The sequence below is a fragment of the Pseudaquabacterium terrae genome (assembly GCF_013266755.1).
Taxonomy (GTDB): Bacteria; Pseudomonadota; Gammaproteobacteria; order Burkholderiales; family Burkholderiaceae_C; genus Pseudaquabacterium; species Pseudaquabacterium terrae.
Genome location: NZ_JABRWJ010000015.1, coordinates 64,700 through 83,357 on the forward strand (window position 1 = coordinate 64,700; position 18,658 = coordinate 83,357).

General features: G+C 67.8%; 26 protein-coding genes. 20 read left to right on the forward strand and 6 right to left on the reverse strand.

Annotated features, from left to right (window positions below):
* Nucleotides 1–210: 210 nt before the first annotated feature.
* The 4 genes from rplU (at nt 211) to proB (ending at nt 3,079) form a co-directional block, all read left to right on the forward strand.
* Nucleotides 211–522, forward strand: a complete 312-nt coding sequence (gene rplU / locus HLB44_RS33510; RefSeq protein WP_173134090.1) for a 50S ribosomal protein L21 — start codon at nt 211–213, stop codon at nt 520–522.
* Nucleotides 523–558: 36 nt separating this feature from the next.
* On the forward strand, nt 559–816 hold the full coding sequence (gene rpmA, locus HLB44_RS33515) for a 50S ribosomal protein L27 (protein ID WP_173134093.1): 258 nt from the start codon (nt 559–561) through the stop codon (nt 814–816).
* Between the two features lie 78 nt (nt 817–894).
* Nucleotides 895–1,968 (forward strand): Obg family GTPase CgtA, encoded by a 1,074-nt coding sequence (gene cgtA / locus HLB44_RS33520; RefSeq protein ID WP_173134096.1) that lies wholly within the window; start codon nt 895–897, stop codon nt 1,966–1,968.
* Nucleotides 1,961–3,079, forward strand: a complete 1,119-nt coding sequence (gene proB, locus HLB44_RS33525) for a glutamate 5-kinase (protein ID WP_173134099.1) — start codon at nt 1,961–1,963, stop codon at nt 3,077–3,079. Before cgtA ends, proB begins: the two co-directional genes overlap by 8 nt.
* Nucleotides 3,080–3,106: 27 nt before the next feature.
* Here the strand turns inward: proB and HLB44_RS33530 are convergent, their stop codons facing one another.
* Both HLB44_RS33530 and HLB44_RS33535 read right to left on the reverse strand, forming a co-directional pair.
* Nucleotides 3,107–3,880 (reverse strand): tetratricopeptide repeat protein, encoded by a 774-nt coding sequence (locus tag HLB44_RS33530; protein ID WP_173134102.1) that lies wholly within the window; start codon nt 3,878–3,880, stop codon nt 3,107–3,109.
* A gap of 27 nt (nt 3,881–3,907) precedes the next feature.
* On the reverse strand, nt 3,908–4,573 hold the full coding sequence (locus HLB44_RS33535) for a TetR/AcrR family transcriptional regulator (protein ID WP_173134105.1): 666 nt from the start codon (nt 4,571–4,573) through the stop codon (nt 3,908–3,910).
* A gap of 80 nt (nt 4,574–4,653) precedes the next feature.
* Between HLB44_RS33535 and HLB44_RS33540 the strand changes: the two genes are divergently transcribed.
* The 15 genes from HLB44_RS33540 to HLB44_RS33610 all read left to right on the forward strand — a co-directional run bounded on the left by HLB44_RS33540 (nt 4,654) and on the right by HLB44_RS33610 (nt 14,712).
* On the forward strand, nt 4,654–5,577 hold the full coding sequence (locus tag HLB44_RS33540) for an ABC transporter ATP-binding protein (protein WP_173134107.1): 924 nt from the start codon (nt 4,654–4,656) through the stop codon (nt 5,575–5,577).
* The gene (locus tag HLB44_RS33545; RefSeq protein ID WP_173134110.1) at nt 5,574–6,335 is read left to right on the forward strand and encodes an ABC transporter permease; all 762 of its coding nucleotides are present in this window, start codon (nt 5,574–5,576) and stop codon (nt 6,333–6,335) included. The genes HLB44_RS33540 and HLB44_RS33545 overlap by 4 nt, the downstream gene beginning before the upstream one ends.
* A gap of 16 nt (nt 6,336–6,351) precedes the next feature.
* On the forward strand, nt 6,352–6,630 hold the full coding sequence (locus HLB44_RS33550; RefSeq protein ID WP_173134113.1) for a BolA family protein: 279 nt from the start codon (nt 6,352–6,354) through the stop codon (nt 6,628–6,630).
* A 104-nt stretch (nt 6,631–6,734) separates the two neighbouring features.
* Nucleotides 6,735–7,391, forward strand: a complete 657-nt coding sequence (gene hisG / locus HLB44_RS33555) for an ATP phosphoribosyltransferase (protein ID WP_173134116.1) — start codon at nt 6,735–6,737, stop codon at nt 7,389–7,391.
* Entirely contained in the window at nt 7,388–8,707 is a 1,320-nt protein-coding gene (gene hisD / locus HLB44_RS33560; RefSeq protein WP_173134119.1) for a histidinol dehydrogenase, read from the forward strand. The genes hisG and hisD overlap by 4 nt, the downstream gene beginning before the upstream one ends.
* 51 nt (nt 8,708–8,758) lie before the next feature.
* Complete coding sequence (locus HLB44_RS33565; RefSeq protein ID WP_173134122.1) at nt 8,759–8,995, forward strand: CopG family transcriptional regulator; 237 nt, start codon at nt 8,759–8,761, stop codon at nt 8,993–8,995.
* Nucleotides 8,976–9,425, forward strand: a complete 450-nt coding sequence (locus HLB44_RS33570) for a PIN domain-containing protein (RefSeq protein ID WP_173134125.1) — start codon at nt 8,976–8,978, stop codon at nt 9,423–9,425. Before HLB44_RS33565 ends, HLB44_RS33570 begins: the two co-directional genes overlap by 20 nt.
* Nucleotides 9,422–10,510, forward strand: coding sequence for a histidinol-phosphate transaminase (hisC, locus tag HLB44_RS33575; protein WP_173134128.1), 1,089 nt, complete (start codon nt 9,422–9,424; stop codon nt 10,508–10,510). The genes HLB44_RS33570 and hisC overlap by 4 nt, the downstream gene beginning before the upstream one ends.
* Nucleotides 10,511–10,535: 25 nt before the next feature.
* Nucleotides 10,536–11,126: an imidazoleglycerol-phosphate dehydratase HisB gene (gene hisB, locus HLB44_RS33580; RefSeq protein WP_173134130.1), complete on the forward strand. Its 591-nt coding sequence runs from the start codon at nt 10,536–10,538 to the stop codon at nt 11,124–11,126.
* Nucleotides 11,123–11,782 carry an imidazole glycerol phosphate synthase subunit HisH gene (gene hisH, locus HLB44_RS33585; protein ID WP_173134132.1) on the forward strand — a complete coding sequence of 220 codons (660 nt, stop codon included), beginning with the start codon at nt 11,123–11,125 and terminating at the stop codon, nt 11,780–11,782. The genes hisB and hisH overlap by 4 nt, the downstream gene beginning before the upstream one ends.
* Nucleotides 11,783–11,799: 17 nt before the next feature.
* Nucleotides 11,800–12,549 (forward strand): 1-(5-phosphoribosyl)-5-[(5-phosphoribosylamino)methylideneamino]imidazole-4-carboxamide isomerase, encoded by a 750-nt coding sequence (gene hisA / locus HLB44_RS33590; RefSeq protein ID WP_173134134.1) that lies wholly within the window; start codon nt 11,800–11,802, stop codon nt 12,547–12,549.
* 3 nt (nt 12,550–12,552) lie between these two features.
* On the forward strand, nt 12,553–13,314 hold the full coding sequence (gene hisF, locus HLB44_RS33595; protein WP_173134136.1) for an imidazole glycerol phosphate synthase subunit HisF: 762 nt from the start codon (nt 12,553–12,555) through the stop codon (nt 13,312–13,314).
* The gene (gene rsmD / locus HLB44_RS33600; RefSeq protein WP_173134138.1) at nt 13,311–13,916 is read left to right on the forward strand and encodes a 16S rRNA (guanine(966)-N(2))-methyltransferase RsmD; all 606 of its coding nucleotides are present in this window, start codon (nt 13,311–13,313) and stop codon (nt 13,914–13,916) included. Before hisF ends, rsmD begins: the two co-directional genes overlap by 4 nt.
* Before the next feature lie 2 nt (nt 13,917–13,918).
* Entirely contained in the window at nt 13,919–14,431 is a 513-nt protein-coding gene (gene coaD / locus HLB44_RS33605; RefSeq protein ID WP_173134140.1) for a pantetheine-phosphate adenylyltransferase, read from the forward strand.
* Nucleotides 14,432–14,433: 2 nt separating this feature from the next.
* Nucleotides 14,434–14,712: a YfhL family 4Fe-4S dicluster ferredoxin gene (locus HLB44_RS33610; RefSeq protein ID WP_173134143.1), complete on the forward strand. Its 279-nt coding sequence runs from the start codon at nt 14,434–14,436 to the stop codon at nt 14,710–14,712.
* Nucleotides 14,713–14,726: 14 nt separating this feature from the next.
* Here HLB44_RS33610 and HLB44_RS33615 read toward each other — a convergent pair whose 3' ends face one another.
* The 3 genes from HLB44_RS33615 to HLB44_RS33625 are packed head-to-tail and all read right to left on the reverse strand — an operon-like array spanning nt 14,727 to nt 16,677.
* On the reverse strand, nt 14,727–15,107 hold the full coding sequence (locus HLB44_RS33615) for a hypothetical protein (RefSeq protein WP_173134146.1): 381 nt from the start codon (nt 15,105–15,107) through the stop codon (nt 14,727–14,729).
* The gene (gene pth / locus HLB44_RS33620; protein ID WP_173134149.1) at nt 15,104–15,724 is read right to left on the reverse strand and encodes an aminoacyl-tRNA hydrolase; all 621 of its coding nucleotides are present in this window, start codon (nt 15,722–15,724) and stop codon (nt 15,104–15,106) included. The genes HLB44_RS33615 and pth overlap by 4 nt, the downstream gene beginning before the upstream one ends.
* Before the next feature lie 8 nt (nt 15,725–15,732).
* A complete protein-coding gene (locus HLB44_RS33625; RefSeq protein WP_173134152.1) occupies nt 15,733–16,677 on the reverse strand; it encodes a LysR family transcriptional regulator ArgP in 945 nt (314 codons plus the stop codon).
* Between the two features lie 95 nt (nt 16,678–16,772).
* On the opposite strand from HLB44_RS33625, the gene ald reads away from it, so the two are divergent.
* Nucleotides 16,773–17,888, forward strand: coding sequence for an alanine dehydrogenase (gene ald / locus HLB44_RS33630; RefSeq protein ID WP_173134155.1), 1,116 nt, complete (start codon nt 16,773–16,775; stop codon nt 17,886–17,888).
* Between the two features lie 66 nt (nt 17,889–17,954).
* Here ald and HLB44_RS33635 read toward each other — a convergent pair whose 3' ends face one another.
* Nucleotides 17,955–18,617, reverse strand: a complete 663-nt coding sequence (locus HLB44_RS33635) for a 50S ribosomal protein L25/general stress protein Ctc (RefSeq protein ID WP_173134159.1) — start codon at nt 18,615–18,617, stop codon at nt 17,955–17,957.
* Nucleotides 18,618–18,658 lie beyond the last annotated feature (41 nt).

An 18,658-nucleotide genomic window follows, 5' to 3' on the forward strand; every position in this document is an offset into this window, starting at 1 on the left:
TCGGCGGTGGCCGGGGCGAGGAGGGAGGGATCGGTCACGGGCGGGGGCGAAAGTCAGCCGGAAATTATAGGGAGCGCCGTCAGACGAGCGGCGTGGGGAGCTTGTCGCGCGAGCGGTTCAAGCCGGCTGCGCGCGCCGTGCTATACTTTAAGGTTCCTTCGGCCGGCATCGGCTGCAGGTGCTTTATCAGTCTATCGCAAAGAGGCACATATGTACGCGGTCATAAAAACCGGTGGCAAGCAATACAAGGTTGCAGCCGGCGAAAAGATCAAGGTAGAACAGATTGCTGCGGACGTGGGCCAAGAGATCACCATCGACCAGGTGCTCGCCGTCGGAGACGGCGCGGACCTGACGGTCGGGACTCCCTTGGTGGCCGGCGCCAGCGTGACAGCCACGGTGGTTTCGCACGGCAAGCACGACAAGGTTCGCATCTTCAAGATGCGCCGTCGCAAGCACTACCAGAGGCACGGCGGCCACCGCCAGACCTACACGGAACTGCAGATCAGCGCCGTCAGCGCCTGATTCGCAACTCGAACGAACCCGCAGGAGTTCTGAACCATGGCACAGAAAAAAGGCGGCGGTTCCACCCGAAATGGCCGCGACTCGCAACCCAAGATGCTCGGCGTCAAGGCCTTCGGCGGCCAGGTCATCCCGGCCGGCTCGATCATCGTGCGCCAGCGCGGCACGCGCTTCCACGCCGGTGACAACGTCGGCATGGGCAAGGACCACACGCTGTTCGCACTGGTCGACGGCCAGGTGTCCTTCGCGACCAAGGGCGCGTTGAACCGCCAGACGGTCAACATCACTCCGGTCTGACGCTCCGGCGAGCAGGCCCGAAGCCCCGGCCTGCCGGGGCTTTTGTCTTTTTGGGTCGCATCTCGCGACACTGACAGCATGAAATTCGTCGACGAAGCCACCATCGATATCGCCGCCGGCAACGGCGGCGCCGGCTGCGTGAGCTTCCGGCGCGAGAAGTTCATCCCGTTCGGCGGCCCGAACGGTGGCGACGGTGGGCGCGGCGGCAGCGTCTACGCGGTGGCCGACCGCAACCTGAACACGCTGATCGACTATCGCTACGCGCGCCGCCACGAAGCGCGCAACGGCGAGCCGGGTCGCGGTTCCGACCAGTTCGGTGCCGCGGCCGAAGACATCGTGCTGCGCATGCCCGTCGGCACGATCGTCAAGGATGCCGAGACCGACGAAGTGCTCGCCGAACTGCTGGTGCCGGACGAGCCCGTGCTGCTGGCCAAGGGCGGTGATGGCGGCTTCGGCAACATGCACTTCAAGACCAGCACCAACCGCGCGCCACGTCAGAAGACGCCGGGCTGGCCGGGTGATCAGAAGAAGCTGAGGCTCGAGCTGCGCGTGCTCGCGGATGTCGGCCTGCTGGGCATGCCGAATGCCGGCAAATCCACATTGATCGCAGCGATCTCGAATGCTCGACCGAAGATCGCCGACTATCCGTTCACGACCTTGCACCCGAATCTCGGCGTCGTGCGCGCCGGACCGGATCGCAGCTTCGTCGTCGCCGACATTCCAGGCTTGATCGAAGGCGCGTCCGAAGGCGCGGGCCTGGGGCACCAGTTCCTGCGCCACCTGCAACGCACGCGGCTGTTGTTGCACCTCGTCGACATCGCGCCGTTCGACGAGGGCATCGACCCGGTCGCGCAGGCCAAGGCGATCGTCAAGGAGCTGCGCAAGTACGACGAATCGCTCTATCAGAAGCCGCGCTGGCTGGTGCTGAACAAGCTCGACATGGTGCCGGCGGAAGAGCGCGAGGCGCGCGTGAAGGACTTCGTCAAGCGCTTGCGCTGGAAGGGGCCGGTGTTCCAGATCTCGGCGCTCGCGCGCCAGGGGCTCGATCCGATGGTGCAGTCGATCTACGAACATGTCGCGGCGCATGCCGAGAAAGCGCCGCCGGAGGTCGATCGGCGCTTCGAAGCGGAGGCGGGAGGCGCCGATGCCTGAGGTGCTGAAGAATGCGCGGCGCATCGTCGTCAAGGTCGGCTCGAGCCTGGTAACGAACGAAGGGCGCGGCATCGATGCCGAGGCTGTCGGCAACTGGTGCCGCCAGCTGGCGACGCTCGCACAGCAGGGTCGCGAGCTGTTGATGGTCTCGAGCGGCGCGATCGCCGAGGGCATGAAGCGCCTGGGTTGGGCGACGCGGCCTACCGAGCTGCACGAGCTGCAGGCCGCGGCAGCCGTCGGCCAGATGGGCCTCGCGCAGATGTACGAGACGCAGCTGTCCCGGCACGGCATGGGCAGCGCGCAAGTGTTGCTGACGCACGCCGACCTGGCGGACCGCGAGCGCTACCTGAATGCCCGCTCGACGCTGCTGACCTTGCTCGGTCTGCAGGTGATCCCGGTGATCAACGAGAACGACACGGTGGTCAACGACGAGATCAAGTTCGGCGACAACGACACGCTGGGCGCGCTGGTCGCGAACCTGGTCGAGGCCGATGCACTGGTGATCCTGACCGACCAGCGTGGCCTGTACGCGGCCGATCCCCGCAAGGACCCGGCGGCTCGATTCATCGACGAGGCCGTGGCCGGCGATCCGTCACTGGAGCGCATGGCCGGCGGCGCCGGATCGTCGATCGGCAGCGGCGGCATGATCACCAAGGTGCTCGCCGCCAAGCGCGCTGCGCGCAGCGGCGCGTCGACGATCATCGCCTGGGGCCGCGAGCCCGACGTGCTGCTGCGCCTGGGTGCCGGCGAGCCGATCGGCACGGCACTCGTCGCCGGTACGCCCAAGCGCGCGGCACGCAAGCAGTGGATGGCCGATCACCTGCAGCTGCGCGGCGCGGTGACCGTCGACGACGGCGCCGTGTTGAAAGTGCGAGATCAGGGCAAGAGCCTGTTGCCGATCGGTGTGACCCAGGTGGACGGCGACTTTCACCGCGGCGATGTGATTGCGGTGCGCTCCTCGTCCGGCGTCGAGATCGCGCGCGGACTCGCGAATTACTCGTCCACCGAGGCGCGCCTGATCGCGCGCAAGCCGTCATCGCAGATTGTCGGCTTGCTCGGGTTCGTCAACGAGCCCGAGCTGATCCACCGGGACAACCTTGTCTTGACCTGACGCGAATCGGATCGCGCCGCGCTTCGGTTAGTCCTCGAGCTCGGCCTTGGCCATCTCGACGTCCAGGCGCTCCATCGCATCGGCCGGCTCGCAGGCGGCCGCTTCGGCGTAGAGCTTCTCGGCTTCCTTCATGCGCTTGTCGCCTTCGAGCATCACGAGTCCGTTCGCGTACTCGACCATGGCGATCGCCGAGGCGGGGTTCAGCTTCAGCGCCTGCTGGTACAGCTTCAGCCCCGTGGCCGCGTCGGCGCCTTGCGTCTTGCCGAGCAGCTTGCCGACCTTGTCGATCACTTCGGCGTGAAACGCGCCCAGCGCGATGTGCGCATCGGCATGCTTGGGTGAAAGCTTGATGGTGGTCTCCAAGGCGTTCTTGACCTTGCTGCCGAGCCCTTGCGCCAGTGCCTTGGCGACGCTGATGCCCTGGCTGTAGCGGCCGAGCGCGTAGGCCATCCAGTAGTGCGCACTGGCGTTCTTCGGGTCTTCGGCAGCCTGGGCCTCGGCGCGCTCGGCGACCTCCTGGAACATCGCGAGCTTCGTCTTCTCGCTCTTCTCCAGGTAGTTGGCATAGATCGCCTGCGCCTTGTTGGCCACCGTGACGCCGGCGCCACCGGCTTTCAGGCCCGCGTCGTACGCTTTCTGAAATTCGCCGGCGTGGAAGAGGGCCCACGCGGCGAGCACCTTCTCCTCCTTGGGCAGCGGCTCCGCGTCACCGACGTGCAGCCGCGCCCACTGCTTCTTCAGCGCCGCGGCATCCTGGGTGTAAGCGGCGTTGTCGTAGGGAAAAGCGGTCCACTTGGCCATGCGTCGTCTCCTCGATCGTCTGGGGAATCAGTCGCCGTTGCGGTAGGCACCGGCGAGGCGGAACAGGTGCTCGCGGGCCTGCGGATCCAGGTAGGGCATCAGCAGGCTCAGCACATGGTAGGCGCCCCGTGCCAGCGCAGCGCCGGCACTGTCGGGCTCGAGCGCCTTGCGCGGGTCGCGCACGTATTCGTAGCTCAGCCAATAGGTCAGCACGACGACCATGGCGTTGGCCACCGCATCGGCCTCGCGCTCATCGATGCGCACGACCTTGCTGCGCGTCAAGCCCTCGAGCACGGTACTCACCGCGCGCGACTTGTTCTTCAGCACGAACTGGAAGTGCGTCTCGAGCCGGCGGTTCTTGCTCAGCAGGTCGTTGAGGTCGCGGTACAGGAAGCGGTACTGCCAGATCAGCTCGAACAGCATGTGGAAGAACAGCCACGCGTCCTCGACATTGCCGACGTTGTCGGCCGCGTGCAGCAGCTCCGACAGCCCACGTTCGTAACGATCGAACAACGCGTTGATCAGCTCGTCCTTGGCGGGGTAGTGGTAGTACAGGTTGCCGGGGCTGATGCCCAACTCGGCGGAGATCAGCGTGGTGCTGACATTGGGCTCGCCAAAGCGATTGAAGAGATCGAGCGTGATCTCGAGGATGCGTTCGGCCGTTCGGCGAGGCTTCTTGGTCGTGGGCTGCATGGGACGGCTGCGAAAGCTCGCCGGAATCTAGCACCTTGGTCGCCAGCAAGGACCGAGCGCTCTCCCTACAATCGCGCGCCATGCCTGCAGTCAGCTTCCAAGAGGTCGCGAAGACCTACACCGGGCCGCGCGGACGCTTCCAGGCACTCAGCGGCGTCAGCTTCGACATCGAGCAAGGCGAGTTCTTCGGCCTGCTCGGACCCAATGGCGCCGGCAAGACGACCCTGATCAGCATCCTTGCCGGATTGACGCGCGCCAGCGCCGGGCGCGTCACGGTGATGGGCCACGACGTGCGCGAGGACTACGCGGCCGCACGCAAGGCGCTCGGCATCGTGCCGCAGGAGCTGGTGTTCGATCCGTTCTTCTCGGTGCGCGAGACGCTGCGCATCCAGAGCGGCTACTTCGGTGTGCGCAACAACGATGCGTGGATCGACGAGCTGCTCGAGAACCTCGGGCTCGCCGACAAGGCCCAGGCCAACATGCGCCAGCTCTCCGGCGGCATGAAGCGGCGCGTGCTCGTCGCGCAGGCGCTGGTGCACCGGCCGCCGGTGATCGTGCTCGATGAGCCGACGGCCGGCGTCGACGTCGAATTGCGGCAGACGCTGTGGGCCTTCATTGCGCGCCTGAACCGTGCAGGCCACACCGTGCTGCTGACGACGCACTACCTCGAAGAGGCCGAGGCGCTCTGCCATCGCATCGGCATGCTGAAGCAGGGACGCCTGGTCGCGCTCGATCGCACGGCGGAGCTGCTGCGCGGCATGGCCAGCACGATGCTGCGCTTCAAGACCGACCATGCGCTGCCGGCGGCGCTCGAACCGCAGGCGCGCGTGACCGGCCGCATCGTGCAATTGAAGGCGCATGACGCGACCGAGGTCGAGCAGTTGCTGGCCGCGCTGCGTTCGGCGCAGGTGCCGATCGAGGACCTGGAGATCGGCCGCGCGGACCTCGAGGACGTGTTCCTCGAGATCATGCAAGGCGGCGCGCTGGCCGAGGCCTCGGCATGACGCTCGCCGGTGCACGCACGCTCTTCTACAAGGAAGTGCTGCGCTTCTGGAAGGTCGCCTTCCAGACCATCGCGGCGCCGGTGCTGACGGCAGTGATGTACCTGCTGATCTTCGGCCATGTGCTCGAAGACCGCGTGCAGGTGTTCGAAGGTGTCGGCTACACCAGCTTCCTGATTCCCGGGCTGGTGATGATGAGCGTGCTGCAGAACGCGTTTGCCAACAGCTCGTCGAGCCTGGTCCAGAGCAAGATCACCGGCAACCTCGTGTTCCTGCTGGTGACGCCGCTGTCGCACTGGGCCTGGTTCGCGGCCTACGTGGGTGCCGCGGTCGTGCGCGGGCTGTCCGTCGGGCTCGGCGTCTACCTCGTCACGGTGTGGTTCGCGCCGCCGGCCTATGCCGAACCCTGGTGGATCGTGATCTTCGCCGCGCTCGGAGCCGGCATGCTGGGCTCGCTCGGGCTGATCGCGGGCTTGTGGGCCGAGAAGTTCGATCAGATGGCGGCGTTCCAGAACTTCATCATCATGCCGATGACCTTCCTCTCCGGCGTGTTCTATTCGGTGAAGTCGCTGCCGGGCATGTGGCAGGCGGTGAGCCATCTGAATCCGTTCTTCTACATGATCGACGGCTTCCGTCGCGGCTTCTTCGGCTCGAGCGATGTCTCGCCGTGGTTGAGCCTGGCCATCGTCGGCGCGAGCTTCGTGCTCGTGTCCGGCTTGGCATTGAAGCTGTTGGCCAGCGGCTACAAGCTGCGCCAATGAGATAATCCGCCGCATCATGGCCGACCCGACTGCCGACGACGTGCGTGGCTTCATCGCCGCGGGCCTCGATTGCGAGCATCTCGCAGTGGAGGGCGACGGCCGCCATTTCTTCGCGACGATCGTCTCACCGGCGTTCGAAGGCTTGAGCCGCATCGCGCGCCACCAGCGCGTGTATGCCGCGCTCGGCGAGAGGATGCGCGAGCAGATCCACGCGCTGTCGATGAAGACGCTCACGCCCGCCGAGTGGGCCGCCACGCCCGGCGACCCGGCACCCACGCAACACGCCCATCACTGAAGATCCGCGGCCACGAGCGCTGCGGATGACGCCGGAACACGTCCTCGCGACGACAGCCTCCGGCACCATCCTTCAGCGCGCCTCCGCACAGCGAGCGAACCCAGATGAACTCCCCGATCACGCTGGCCTTGTCGAAGGGCCGCATCTTCGATGAAACCTTGCCGCTGCTCGCCGCCGCGGGCATCGAGGTGGCCGAGGATCCGGAGAAGAGCCGCAAACTGATTCTCGCGACCAGCCGCCCCGAAGTGCGGGTCGTGCTGGTGCGCGCGAGCGACGTGCCGACCTATGTCGAGCAGGGCGGGGCCGACCTCGGCGTCGCGGGCCTGGACATCCTGCTCGAGCACGGCAGCGCGGGGCTCTACCAGCCGCTGGACCTGGGCATCGCGCGTTGCCGCATGAGCGTGGCGACGCGGGCTGATTTTGATTACGTCGCCGCGGTGCAGCAGGGTTCGCGCATCCGCGTCGCGACCAAGTACACGCAGATCGCGCGCCAGCACTTCGCCGACAAGGGCGTGCATGTCGACCTGATCAAGCTCTACGGCTCGATGGAGCTGGCACCGCTGACCGGCCTGGCCGATGCGATCGTCGACCTCGTGTCCACCGGCAGCACGCTGCGCGCGAATCACCTGGTCGAGGTCGAGCGCATCCTCGACGTCAGCTCGCGGCTGGTCGTCAACCAGGCCGCGTTGAAGCTCAAGCGCGAAACGATCCGCGGGCTGATCGACGCCTTCGCCCAGGCCTGCACGAAGACCACGCCATGACCGCCGTCGCCATTCGCCACCTGCGCAGTGACGCGCCCGAGTTCGACGAGCAACTGCGACGCTTGCAGCATTGGTCGGCCGAGACCGATGCGGCGATCGAGCAGCGCGTGGCCGAGATCGTCGACGACGTGCGGCGGCGCGGCGATGCGGCGGTGCTCGACTACACCGCGCGCTTCGATGCCTTGCCCGCCGCATCGGTCGAGGCGCTGCAGTTGACGCGTGACGAGCTGAAGCAGGCCTTCGACACGATCACGCCGGCGCAGCGCGATGCGCTGCAGGCCGCCGCCGCCCGCGTTCGCGCCTTCCACGAGCGCCAGCTGGAAGCCTGCGGCCGCAGCTGGCACTACCGCGACGAGGACGGCACGCTGCTCGGCCAGAAAGTGACGCCGCTCGACCGGGTCGGCATCTACGTGCCGGGCGGCAAGGCGGCGTACCCGTCGTCGGTGCTGATGAACGCGCTGCCGGCGCAGGTCGCCGGCGTCGGCGAGATCGTGATGGTCGTGCCGACGCCGCGCGGCGAGAAGAATGCGCTGGTGCTGGCCGCAGCCTATGTCGCCGGCGTCACCCGCGCCTACACGATTGGTGGCGCGCAGGCGGTCGCCGCGCTGGCCTACGGCACCGCGGCCGTGCCGCGCGTCGACAAGATCACCGGCCCGGGCAATGCGTACGTGGCCAGCGCCAAACGCCGCGTCTTCGGGCAGGTCGGCATCGACATGATCGCCGGACCAAGCGAGATCCTCGTGCTCGCCGACGGCGGCACGCCGGCCGATTGGGTCGCGATGGATCTGTTCAGCCAGGCTGAGCACGACGAGCTGGCGCAGAGCATCCTGCTTTGTCCCGACGCGGGCTACATCGCCGACGTGCAGGCAGCGATCGATCGCCTGCTGCCGGAGATGCCGCGCCGCGATGTCATCCGCGCCTCGCTCGAAGGTCGCGGAGCGCTGGTGCTGACCCGCTCGATGGAAGAGGCCTGCGAGATCAGCAACCGCATCGCGCCCGAGCACCTGGAGGTGAGCGCCAGCGAACCAGGGCGCTGGGAGCCGCTGCTGCACCACGCCGGGGCGATCTTCCTCGGCGCCTACACCAGCGAAAGCCTCGGTGACTATTGCGCCGGTCCGAACCACGTGCTGCCCACTTCCGGCACCGCGCGCTTCAGCTCGCCGCTCGGTGTCTACGACTTCCAGAAGCGAAGCAGCCTGATCGAAGTCAGCGAAGCCGGCGCTCACAAACTCGGCCCGATCGCCGCCGAACTGGCGTACGGCGAAGGCTTGCAGGCGCACGCCCGCGCGGCCGAAATGCGCCTTCGGAAACCTTGACACGAACTTCGTGCAACACGAGAATCGTGCAACACTGAGTTCGTGTTCAGCATGAAGAACGTCACCGTCACGATGGAAGACAGCGTCGCCGAGTGGGCCAGGCTCGAGGCGGCGCGCCGCAATACCAGCGTCTCGCGGCTGATCGGCGAGATGCTGGCCGAGAAGATGCGGCACGACGACGCCTACGAGCGCGCGATGAACGAATGGCTCAGCCGCGACCGCTTCTGGACTTCCGACGGTTCGCCCTATCCGACCCGCGAGGAGACGCATGAGCGCGGTGTTCGTTGACACGAACGTCCTGATCTACAGCGAAGACCGCGCCGACGCCGTGAAGCAGCGACGCGCCATCGACTGGCTGCGCGTGCTGTGGCTGAGCCGGCGCGGCCGCGTCAGCACGCAGGTGCTGAGCGAGTTCTATGTCAACGCGACCCGCAAGCTGCGTCCGGCGATGCCCGCCGGCGACGCCCGGGCCGAGGTGCGGCGCTATCAGCGCTGGCAGCCCTGGTCGATCGATCACGCGACGGTCGAGACGGCGTGGGCCGTCGAAAGCCGCTTCGGCCTGAGTTACTGGGATGCATTGATCGTTGCCGCCGCCCGCGCGCAGGGCTGTCGCTTCCTGCTCACCGAAGACCTGCAACACGGCCAGCAGATCGACAGCGTGCAGATCCTCAACCCCTTCCTCGTCGGGCCCGAAGTGCTCGACGCCCCCACCGCATGAACGCCTCCCTCGACACCTGCATGACCCGCACAATCCGCAGCGACATCCAGGGCATGCATGCCTACGCGGTGCAGCCGAGCGCCGGCATGGTCAAGCTCGACACGATGGAGAACCCGTATCGCCTGCCCGAGCACCTGCAGCAGGCGCTCGGCGAGCGACTCGGCCGCATCGCGATCAACCGCTACCCGGCCGAGCGCACCGACGACCTGCGCGCCGCGCTGGCCACGCACGCTGGCCTGCCCGAAGGCTGCGCGCTGACGTTGGGCAACGGATCGGACGAGCTGATCACGATGCTCAGCATGGCCTGCGACCTGCCCGGCGCGGCGATCATGGCGCCGCTGCCGAGCTTCGTGATGTACGGCATGTCGGCCGCGTTGCAGGGCATCCGCTTCATCGGCGTGCCGCTGACGGCGGACTTCGAGCTCGACGAGCCGGCGATGCTGGCGGCGATCGAGACCGAGAAGCCGACGCTGCTGTACCTCGCCTATCCGAACAACCCGAGCGCGAACCTGTGGGACGACGCGGTGATCGATCGCCTGATCGAGGCCGTCGGCCGCATCGACGGGCTGGTGGTGATCGACGAGGCCTACCAGCCCTTCGCGGCGCGCGACTCGATGAACCGGCTGCAGCGCTATCCGAACGTTCTCGTGATGCGCACGATGAGCAAGTTCGGCCTCGCCGGCGTGCGCATCGGCTACCTGATGGGGCGCGCGCCGCTGATCGGCCAGATCGACAAGCTGCGGCCGCCCTTCAACATCAGCGTGTTGAACGCGGAAGCCGGGTTGTTCGCGCTCGAGCACGTCGACGAATATGCGCGCCAAGCGGCGGCGATCCGCAGCGAGCGCGAGCGCCTGCTGCGCGAGCTGGCCGAGTTGCCCGGCGTGCATCCGTTCCCGAGCCAGGCCAACATGATCCTCGTGCGCGTGCCCGACTCCGCCGCGGCCTTCGCCGGCATGAAGGAGCGCGGCGTGCTGGTGAAGAACCTCGGCCGCATGCATCCGCTGCTGGTCAACTGCCTGCGGCTGACGATCGGCACGCCGGACGAAAACGTGCAGATGATGGACGCGCTTCGCGCGTCCCTGTAAACCTCAGACACTCGATCGAATTCACATGGACCGCATCGCCGAAGTCCGCCGCGACACCAAGGAAACGCAGATCCGCGTGCGGGTCAACCTCGACGGCACTGGCCAGTCGAAGCTGGCCACCGGCATCGGCTTCTTCGACCACATGCTCGACCAGGTCGCGCGCCATGGGCTGATCGATCTCGACATCGAAGCCCAGGGCGACCTGCACATCGATGGCCACCATACGGTCGAGGACGTCGGCATCACGCTGGGCATGGCGGTGTTCCAGGCCATCGGCGACAAGAAGGGGCTGACGCGCTACGGCCACGCCTACGTGCCGCTCGACGAAGCCCTGTCGCGCGTCGTCATCGACTTCTCCGGCCGGCCCGGGTTGCACATGGACATCCCGTTCAAGGCCGGCATGGTCGGCGCGTTCGACACGCAGCTGACCTTCGAGTTCTTCCAGGGCTTCGTGAACCACGCGCTGGTCACGCTGCACATCGACAACCTGAAGGGCGCCAACGCGCACCACCAGGCCGAGACGGTGTTCAAGGCCTTCGGCCGCGCGCTGCGCATGGCGATGACGCTCGATCCGCGTTCGGCCGGAGTCATTCCGTCAACGAAAGGCTCGTTGTGAAGCGCACTGTCGCGGTCGTCGACTACGGCATGGGCAACCTGCGCTCGGTGTCGCAGGCGGTGATGCATGTGGCGGCCGGCTCGGACGTCGAGGTGATCGTCACGCAGCGGCCCGACGAGGTCTACGCCGCCGAGCGCATCGTGCTGCCGGGCCAGGGCGCGATGCGCGACTGCATGCGCGAGCTGCACGACTCGGGGCTGAAGGAAGCGGTGCTCGACGCCGCGGCGCGCAAGCCGCTGATGGGCGTGTGCGTCGGCATGCAGATGCTGCTCGACCACAGCGAGGAGCAGGACACGCCGGGCCTGGGCCTGCTGCATGGCGAGGTGCGGCGCTTCCGGCTCGACGGCCGGCTGCAGCCCGACGGCAGCCGCTTCAAGGTGCCGCAGATGGGCTGGAACCGCGTTTTCCAGGCCGCGCACGGCGGCCGCCCGCACGCGCTGTGGGCCGGCGTGCCGGATCAGAGCTGGTACTACTTCGTGCACAGTTTCTACACCACGACGACGGATCCGCGCGACAGTGCGGGCGAGGCCGACTACGGCGGCCGCTTTACCTGCGCCGTGGCGCGGGATAACATTTTTGCCACCCAATTCCACCCTGAGAAGAGTGCCGAGCAGGGCCTCGCCCTGTACCGCAACTTCCTGTCCTGGCGGCCGTAAGACGTCGCGTCCTTTCCATGTTGTTGATCCCTGCAATCGACCTCAAAGACGGCATGTGCGTGCGCCTGAAGCAAGGCGACATGAATGCCTCCACCACCTTCGGCGAGGACCCGGCCGCGATGGCGCGACGATGGGTGAATGCCGGCGCGCGACGGCTGCACCTGGTCGACCTGAACGGCGCCTTCGCCGGCAAGCCGGTCAACGAGGCGGCGGTGAAAGCTATCCTCGCCGAGGTCGGCGACGAGATTCCGGTGCAGCTCGGCGGCGGCATCCGCGACCTCGACACGATCGAGCGCTACCTCGACGACGGCCTGAGCTTCATCATCATCGGCACCGCGGCGGTCAAGAACCCGGGTTTCCTGAAGGACGCCTGCACGGCCTTCGGCGGCCACATCATCGTCGGCCTTGACGCCAAGGACGGCAAGGTCGCCACCGACGGCTGGAGCAAGCTGACCGGCCACGAGGTGATCGACCTGGCGCAGAAGTTCGAGGGCTACGGCGTCGAGGGCGTGATCTACACCGACATCGGCCGCGACGGCATGCTGACCGGCATCAACGTCGATGCCACCGTCAAGCTCGCGCAGGCGCTGACGATGCCGGTGTTCGCCTCGGGCGGGCTGTCGGACCTGGCGGACGTTGAACGGCTGTGCGCGGTGCAGGGCGAGGGCATCGAGGGCGTGATCTGCGGGCGTTCGATCTACACCGGCGCGCTCGATTTCGCCGCGGCGCAGGCCCGGGCCGACGCGCTGCTGCAGGCGGTGCGCTAGCCGATGCTCGCCAAACGGATCATTCCCTGCCTGGACGTCACCGGCGGCCGGGTCGTCAAGGGCGTCAACTTCGTCGAGCTGCGCGATGCGGGCGATCCGGTCGAGATCGCCGCGCGCTACAACGAGCAGGGCGCCGACGAGCTGACCTTCCTCGACATCACCGCCACCAGCGACGCGCGCGACCTGATCCTGCCGATCATCGAGGCGGTCGCTTCGCAGGTGTTCATCCCGTTGACCGTCGGCGGCGGCGTGCGCACGGTCGAGGACGTGCGCCGGCTGCTGAATGCCGGTGCCGACAAGGTCAGCTTCAATTCGGCGGCGGTCGCCAATCCGCAGATCATTGCCGATGCATCGGCGAAGTACGGCGCGCAGGCCATCGTCGTCGCCATCGATGCGAAAGCGCGTGCCGGTGGTGACGGCTGGGACGTCTACACGCACGGCGGGCGCCGCAATACCGGGCTCGATGCCGTGGCGTGGGCCCGGCAGATGGCCGAGGCCGGCGCCGGCGAGATCCTGCTGACGAGCATGGACCGCGACGGTACACGCGTGGGCTTCGACCTCGCGCTGACGCGTGCGGTCAGCGATGCCGTGCCGGTGCCGGTGATCGCGTCGGGCGGCGTCGGCAATCTGGAGCACCTGGCCGATGGCATCCAGCAAGGCCACGCCGATGCGGTGCTCGCGGCGAGCATCTTCCACTACGGCGAATTCACCGTCGGCCAGGCCAAGGCCTTGATGGCCGCGCGCGGCATCCCGGTGCGCCAGTGACGTCGCCCGGGCGCGGCAGCGCGCCGCAGCCGCACGAAGTCCGCCTGATCGGCGGCGAATGGAAGCGCAGCAAGCTGCCGGTGGCGGACAAGCCGGGCCTGCGGCCGACGCCGGACCGCGTGCGCGAGACGCTGTTCAATTGGCTTGGCCAGGACCTGAGCGGCTGGCGCGTGCTCGATGCGTTTGCCGGCAGCGGAGCGCTGGGGTTCGAGGCGGCTTCGCGTGGTGCGGCGGAGGTGGTGCTGCTGGAGCGAGATGCCGAGCTCGTGCGCAGCCTGCGCGCGAGCCAGGTGCGACTGAAAGCGAACGCCTTGCGCATCGAGGCGGCCGATGCGCTGGCCTGGATGGCGCGCTGTCCTGCAGCCTCGTTCGACCTGGTGCTGCTCGACCCGCCGTTCACCGGCGATCTGCTCACTCCGGCCCTGCAGGCTGCGGCGCCGTTGGTCGCGCCGCCGGGCTGGCTGTACGTCGAGAGCGGTGCCCCATTGAGCGACGCGCCGCCCGGTTTCGAGACCTGGCGCAGCGGCCGCGCCGGCGCGGTGTTCTTCCAGTTGCTGCGGCGCAGCAGCTACACTGCCGCCGAGCCGTCCGACCAGGAGTGAACGTGGTGGAGCACCCGAAGCCGCTGATTGCCGTCTACCCGGGTACCTTCGATCCGATGACCCTGGGCCACGAGGACTTGATGAAGCGCGCCTCGCTGCTCTTCGACAAGCTGATCCTCGCGGTGGCCGCCGGCCACCACAAGCGCACGATGTTCACGATCGCCGAGCGGCTGGAGATCGCCACCGAGATCGCGCTGCCCTACAAGAACATCGAGGTCGTCGCCTTCCGCGGTTTGCTGAGCGACTTCGTGGTCGCCAACGGTGGCAAGGTCGTCGTGCGCGGCCTGCGCGCGGCGAGCGACTTCGAGTACGAATTCCAGATGGCCGGCATGAACCGCCAGCTGATGCCCGAGGTCGAGACGCTGTTCCTCGCCCCATCCGACCAGTACCAGTTCGTCAGCGGCACCTTCGTGCGCGAGATTGCCACCTTGGGCGGTGATGTCTCGAAGTTCGTGGCACCTTCGGTGCTTCACCGACTGAAGGAGCGCGTGGCGCACACGCCACCCGAGGCCTGACCATGGCCCTGATGATCACCGACGATTGCATCAACTGCGACGTCTGCGAACCCGAATGCCCGAACCAGGCGATCTCGATGGGCGCGGAGTTCTACGAGATCGACCATCGCAAGTGCACCGAATGCGTCGGCCACTTCGATGAGCCGCAGTGCGTCCAGGTCTGTCCGGTCGCCTGCATCCCGATCAATCCGGCCCATGTCGAGAGCAAGGACCAGCTGTGGGGCAAGTACCGGCAGCTGATGGGGCTGGACGACGTCGCGCCGCCTGCGCCGGCGACCTGAAGCTGCCGCCCGCCTCAGGCCTTCGCCGCTGAGGCTTTCGGCTTCTTCTTCGGCTTGCCCTTCTTCGGCGCCGATGCGGCCGAGGCCGGCTTGGCGCTGGGGCCCACGTTGGCCGCGGTCGTCGGCACGATCGCCTTCTCGCGTGCCACCCGTTCGGCCGCCAGCTTGTCGGCCAGCTTGCGTTCGCGTTCCGCGATGTCCTCGGCTTCGCGGCGCTGCTGGACAGTGCGTGCATCGTCCGGCAAGGCGCTGCCGGCGGGGCAGGGCGTGGCCGAGTACTGCTTGCCCTCGGGTCCGCAGCGATAGACCGTGCTCGTCGCCGCCGGCTGCGCGACGGCCAGCGTCTGCGTGGCGGCAAGCAGGACGCCGGTCAGGCCACGCATCATCGAGCTCATGAGGTCTCCTCCGTCGGGCGCGGCGCCGGCGGCGGCTTCGGCCGCGGCGGCTTGGCGTGGATCTTCATCAGCGCCCGTTCCATCGGGCCATCGAGCAGCAACGGCAGCGCTTCGATCGACTGCGTTATGCACTGCTCCATCGCCTCGCGCTGATCCGGTGCCGGCTTGCGCAGCACCCAGTTGGCGACCTCCGAGCGCACGCCCGGATGGCCGATGCCGATGCGCAAGCGCCAGAAGTCTGCTGTGCCGAGCTGCGCCTGGATGTCCTTCAAGCCGTTGTGTCCGGCCACGCCGCCGCCTTGCTTGATCTTCACCTGGCCCGGCTGCAGGTCGAGCTCGTCGTGCACGACGAGGATCTGCTCGGTCTCGATCTTGAAGAAGCGGGCCAGCGCACTGACCGACTTGCCCGACAGGTTCATGTAGGTCTGCGGCTGCAACAGCCAGACCGGACCGTCGGGCCGATTCACCCGCGAGACGAAGCCGTGGTACGCGCGCTCGAAGCTCATGCGCGCGCCGAGCACGCGCGCGGCCGCATCCACCCACCAGAAGCCGGCGTTGTGGCGCGTGCCTTCGTATTCCGGGCCCGGGTTGCCCAGGCCGACCAGCAAGCGAATCATCGGCGCGATTATCCGGGCGCCGGCTTCAAGGCCTCGCGCGCGCCGGCGATCAACGCGCGACCGATGCGGTCGAGCGCGCCGGCCCGCAGCGCGGGCTCGGTGCTCGAGTCGTCGGTGCGCAGTTTCCACTGGTGCCAGTACAGCAGCACGTCGATCCAGATCTCCGGGAACAGGCCGACCAGCGCGCCGTCGGCGAGCGCGGGTGCGGCCATCTGCTCCGGCATCACGCCGATGCCCCAGCCCATCACCGCCGCGCGCACGTGCGCTTCCGTCGATGGCACGAAGCGCTCGACCAGGCGCGGCCCCTGCACGCCGAAGGCCTTCGCGACCCACAGCGCGTGCATGTCGTCCTTGCGATTGAAGACCAGCCAGGGCACGTGCGCGAAGTTGCTGCGGTTCAGGCCGCCCGGCAGCGATCGCTGGCAGAACGCCGGGCTGGCCACCGCGATGTAGCGCATCGTGCCCAAGGCGACGGCGCTGCAGCCGCGCAGCGCCTCGGCCACCGTGCTGACGCAGCCCAGCACCGCGCCCTCGCGCAGCCAGTCGTGCGTGAAGTCCTGGTCGTCGACGATCAGTTCGAGCCCATAACCGTCCCGCAGGCCCGCCTGCGCCACCGGATCGAGCGCCGGCAGCACCCACGTGGCCAGGCTGTCGGCATTGACGGCGATCGGCAGCCGCTCGTCCTGGCCCAGCGTGGCGCCGAGCTCGCGCGACAGGTCGGCGCGCATCGCCTGCATCTGCCGCGCATAGCGCAGCAGCACCTTGCCCGGTTCGGTCAGCCGCAGCGGCCGCGAGCGCACGACCAGCAGCCGGCCGAGGGCGGTCTCCAACGACCGCAATCGCTGCGAGACCGCCGACTGCGTGATCGACAGCTGCTGCGCGGCACGGTCGAAGCTGCCGGCGTCCGCCAACGCGGCCAGGCATTCCAGAGCGGCAGGATCGAACGCATTCATCAGTCGACCTAATGTAATCGGACAAATCCAGATGCACCTTCGTGCCGCTGCCGTCGATTTCCACAATGCCGGGGCCAACACAATGGAGACAAGCGATGCGAATCGCCGTGCCGAAGGAAATCAAGAACCACGAGTACCGGGTCGGCCTGACGCCCGCGAGCGTGCGCGAGCTGGTCGAGCGCGGGCACGAGGTGTGGGTCGAGCGTGGCGCCGGCGTGGCGATCGGTTTGACCGACGCCGCCTACGAAGCCGCTGGGGCGAAGCTGGCGGCCGACGCGGACGAGGCCTTTCAGCGCGGCGAGATGATCGTCAAGGTCAAGGAGCCGCAGCCGAGCGAGATTGCCCGGCTGCGCGAAGGCCAGCTGCTCTACACCTACCTGCACCTCGCGCCGGACCCGGAACAGACCGCTGGTCTCGTCAAGTCGGGCGCGGTGTGCATTGCCTACGAGACGGTGACCGGCCCGGGCGGCGGGCTGCCGCTGCTGGCGCCGATGAGCGAGGTCGCCGGCCGCATGTCGGTGCAGGCCGGCGCCGCGCACCTGGAGAAGTCCAAGGGCGGCATGGGCGTGCTGCTCGGCGGCGTGCCGGGCGTGGCGCCGGCACACGTGGTCGTGCTCGGCGCCGGTGTCGTCGGCACGCATGCGATGCAGGTGGCGGTCGGCATGGGTGCCCGCGTCACGGTGCTCGACAGGAACGTCGATCGCCTGCGCCAGCTGGACCTGGTGTTCGGCAACCGCATCACGACGCAGTTTTCGACTGCGTTGAGCGTCGAGGAGGCCGTGCTGGCGGCCGACCTGGTGATCGGCGGCGTGCTGATTCCCGGCGCCGCGGCACCGAAGCTCGTCACCCGATCCATGGTCGCGCGCATGAAGCCCGGCGCCGTGGTCGTCGACGTGGCGATCGACCAGGGCGGCTGCTTCGAGACCTCGCGCGCGACCACGCATGCCGAGCCGACCTACGTGGTCGATGGCGTCGTTCACTACTGCGTCGCGAACATGCCCGGCGCCGTTGCCCGCACCTCGACCTTCGCGCTGAACAACGCGACGATCGGCCATGCGATCGCGTTGGCCGACAAGGGTTGGCGTGTCGCGCTGCGCGAGAACCCGCACCTGCGCGCGGGGCTGAACGTGGCGCTCGGCCACGTCACCTGCGCGCCGGTGGCGCAGCAATTGGGATACGCCGACACGCCGGCCGAGACGCTGCTCGGCTGAAATGAAAAAGCCCCGCCGAAGCGGGGCTTTGCGCGAGACTCGTTGCGGCCCGAAGGCCGCAGCGGATCACTTCTTCTTCGCGTCCTTGGCCGGAGCCTTCGCGGGGGCGGCCTTGCCACCCTTGGCGGGCGCGGCCGGCGCGGCTGCAGCCGGCGCGGCTTCTTCGACCTCGATCTTCGGCGGCGTCGCGGCGACGATCACCGGATTCAGGCTGCCGTGGCGCACCAGCTTGATGCCGGCCGGCAGCTGGATGTCGGTGGCGTGCAGCGACTGGCCCTTGATCAGGCCCGACAGGTCGACGGCAATGAATTCCGGCAGTTGCGTTGCCAGGCACTCGATCTCGAGCTCGTTGGCGACGTGGCTGATCAGGCACTTGTCGGTCTTGACGGCCACCGAGTTCTCTTCGCCCGCGAAGTGCAGCGGCACTTTCTTGTGCAGGCGCGTCGTGTCATCGACGCGCTGGAAATCGATGTGCTGCACTTGCGGCTTCCAGGCATGCATCTGGAAGTCGCGCAGCAGCACCTTCTGCGTCGTGCCGGCCAGTTCCATCTCGAGGATCGACGAGTGGAAGGCCTCCTTCTTCAGCGCGAAGAAGAGCGCGTTGTGATCGAGCTCGATCGTCTTGGGCTCACCGGCCCCGTACACGATGCCGGGCACCTTGCCCGACAGACGCAGGCGGCGGCTCGCTCCGGTCCCCTGCAGCGTGCGCTCGTAAGCGACGAATTTCATGGTTGACTCCATGTGAAGCGCCCGCGACCAGGCGCTTTGGT

Excerpts from the sequence above, each read along its gene's own strand:
- rplU (WP_173134090.1), top strand. The coding sequence starts at position 211 with ATGTACGCGGTCATAAAAACCGGTGGCAAGCAATACAAGGTTGCAGCC.
- rpmA (WP_173134093.1), top strand. The coding sequence starts at position 559 with ATGGCACAGAAAAAAGGCGGCGGTTCCACCCGAAATGGCCGCGACTCG.
- cgtA (WP_173134096.1), top strand. The coding sequence starts at position 895 with ATGAAATTCGTCGACGAAGCCACCATCGATATCGCCGCCGGCAACGGC.
- proB (WP_173134099.1), top strand. The coding sequence starts at position 1,961 with ATGCCTGAGGTGCTGAAGAATGCGCGGCGCATCGTCGTCAAGGTCGGC.
- HLB44_RS33530 (WP_173134102.1), bottom strand. The coding sequence starts at position 3,880 with ATGGCCAAGTGGACCGCTTTTCCCTACGACAACGCCGCTTACACCCAG.
- HLB44_RS33535 (WP_173134105.1), bottom strand. The coding sequence starts at position 4,573 with ATGCAGCCCACGACCAAGAAGCCTCGCCGAACGGCCGAACGCATCCTC.
- HLB44_RS33540 (WP_173134107.1), top strand. The coding sequence starts at position 4,654 with ATGCCTGCAGTCAGCTTCCAAGAGGTCGCGAAGACCTACACCGGGCCG.
- HLB44_RS33545 (WP_173134110.1), top strand. The coding sequence starts at position 5,574 with ATGACGCTCGCCGGTGCACGCACGCTCTTCTACAAGGAAGTGCTGCGC.
- HLB44_RS33550 (WP_173134113.1), top strand. The coding sequence starts at position 6,352 with ATGGCCGACCCGACTGCCGACGACGTGCGTGGCTTCATCGCCGCGGGC.
- hisG (WP_173134116.1), top strand. The coding sequence starts at position 6,735 with ATGAACTCCCCGATCACGCTGGCCTTGTCGAAGGGCCGCATCTTCGAT.
- hisD (WP_173134119.1), top strand. The coding sequence starts at position 7,388 with ATGACCGCCGTCGCCATTCGCCACCTGCGCAGTGACGCGCCCGAGTTC.
- HLB44_RS33565 (WP_173134122.1), top strand. The coding sequence starts at position 8,759 with ATGAAGAACGTCACCGTCACGATGGAAGACAGCGTCGCCGAGTGGGCC.
- HLB44_RS33570 (WP_173134125.1), top strand. The coding sequence starts at position 8,976 with ATGAGCGCGGTGTTCGTTGACACGAACGTCCTGATCTACAGCGAAGAC.
- hisC (WP_173134128.1), top strand. The coding sequence starts at position 9,422 with ATGAACGCCTCCCTCGACACCTGCATGACCCGCACAATCCGCAGCGAC.
- hisB (WP_173134130.1), top strand. The coding sequence starts at position 10,536 with ATGGACCGCATCGCCGAAGTCCGCCGCGACACCAAGGAAACGCAGATC.
- hisA (WP_173134134.1), top strand. The coding sequence starts at position 11,800 with ATGTTGTTGATCCCTGCAATCGACCTCAAAGACGGCATGTGCGTGCGC.
- hisF (WP_173134136.1), top strand. The coding sequence starts at position 12,553 with ATGCTCGCCAAACGGATCATTCCCTGCCTGGACGTCACCGGCGGCCGG.
- HLB44_RS33610 (WP_173134143.1), top strand. The coding sequence starts at position 14,434 with ATGGCCCTGATGATCACCGACGATTGCATCAACTGCGACGTCTGCGAA.
- HLB44_RS33615 (WP_173134146.1), bottom strand. The coding sequence starts at position 15,107 with ATGAGCTCGATGATGCGTGGCCTGACCGGCGTCCTGCTTGCCGCCACG.
- pth (WP_173134149.1), bottom strand. The coding sequence starts at position 15,724 with ATGATTCGCTTGCTGGTCGGCCTGGGCAACCCGGGCCCGGAATACGAA.
- HLB44_RS33625 (WP_173134152.1), bottom strand. The coding sequence starts at position 16,677 with ATGAATGCGTTCGATCCTGCCGCTCTGGAATGCCTGGCCGCGTTGGCG.
- ald (WP_173134155.1), top strand. The coding sequence starts at position 16,773 with ATGCGAATCGCCGTGCCGAAGGAAATCAAGAACCACGAGTACCGGGTC.
- HLB44_RS33635 (WP_173134159.1), bottom strand. The coding sequence starts at position 18,617 with ATGAAATTCGTCGCTTACGAGCGCACGCTGCAGGGGACCGGAGCGAGC.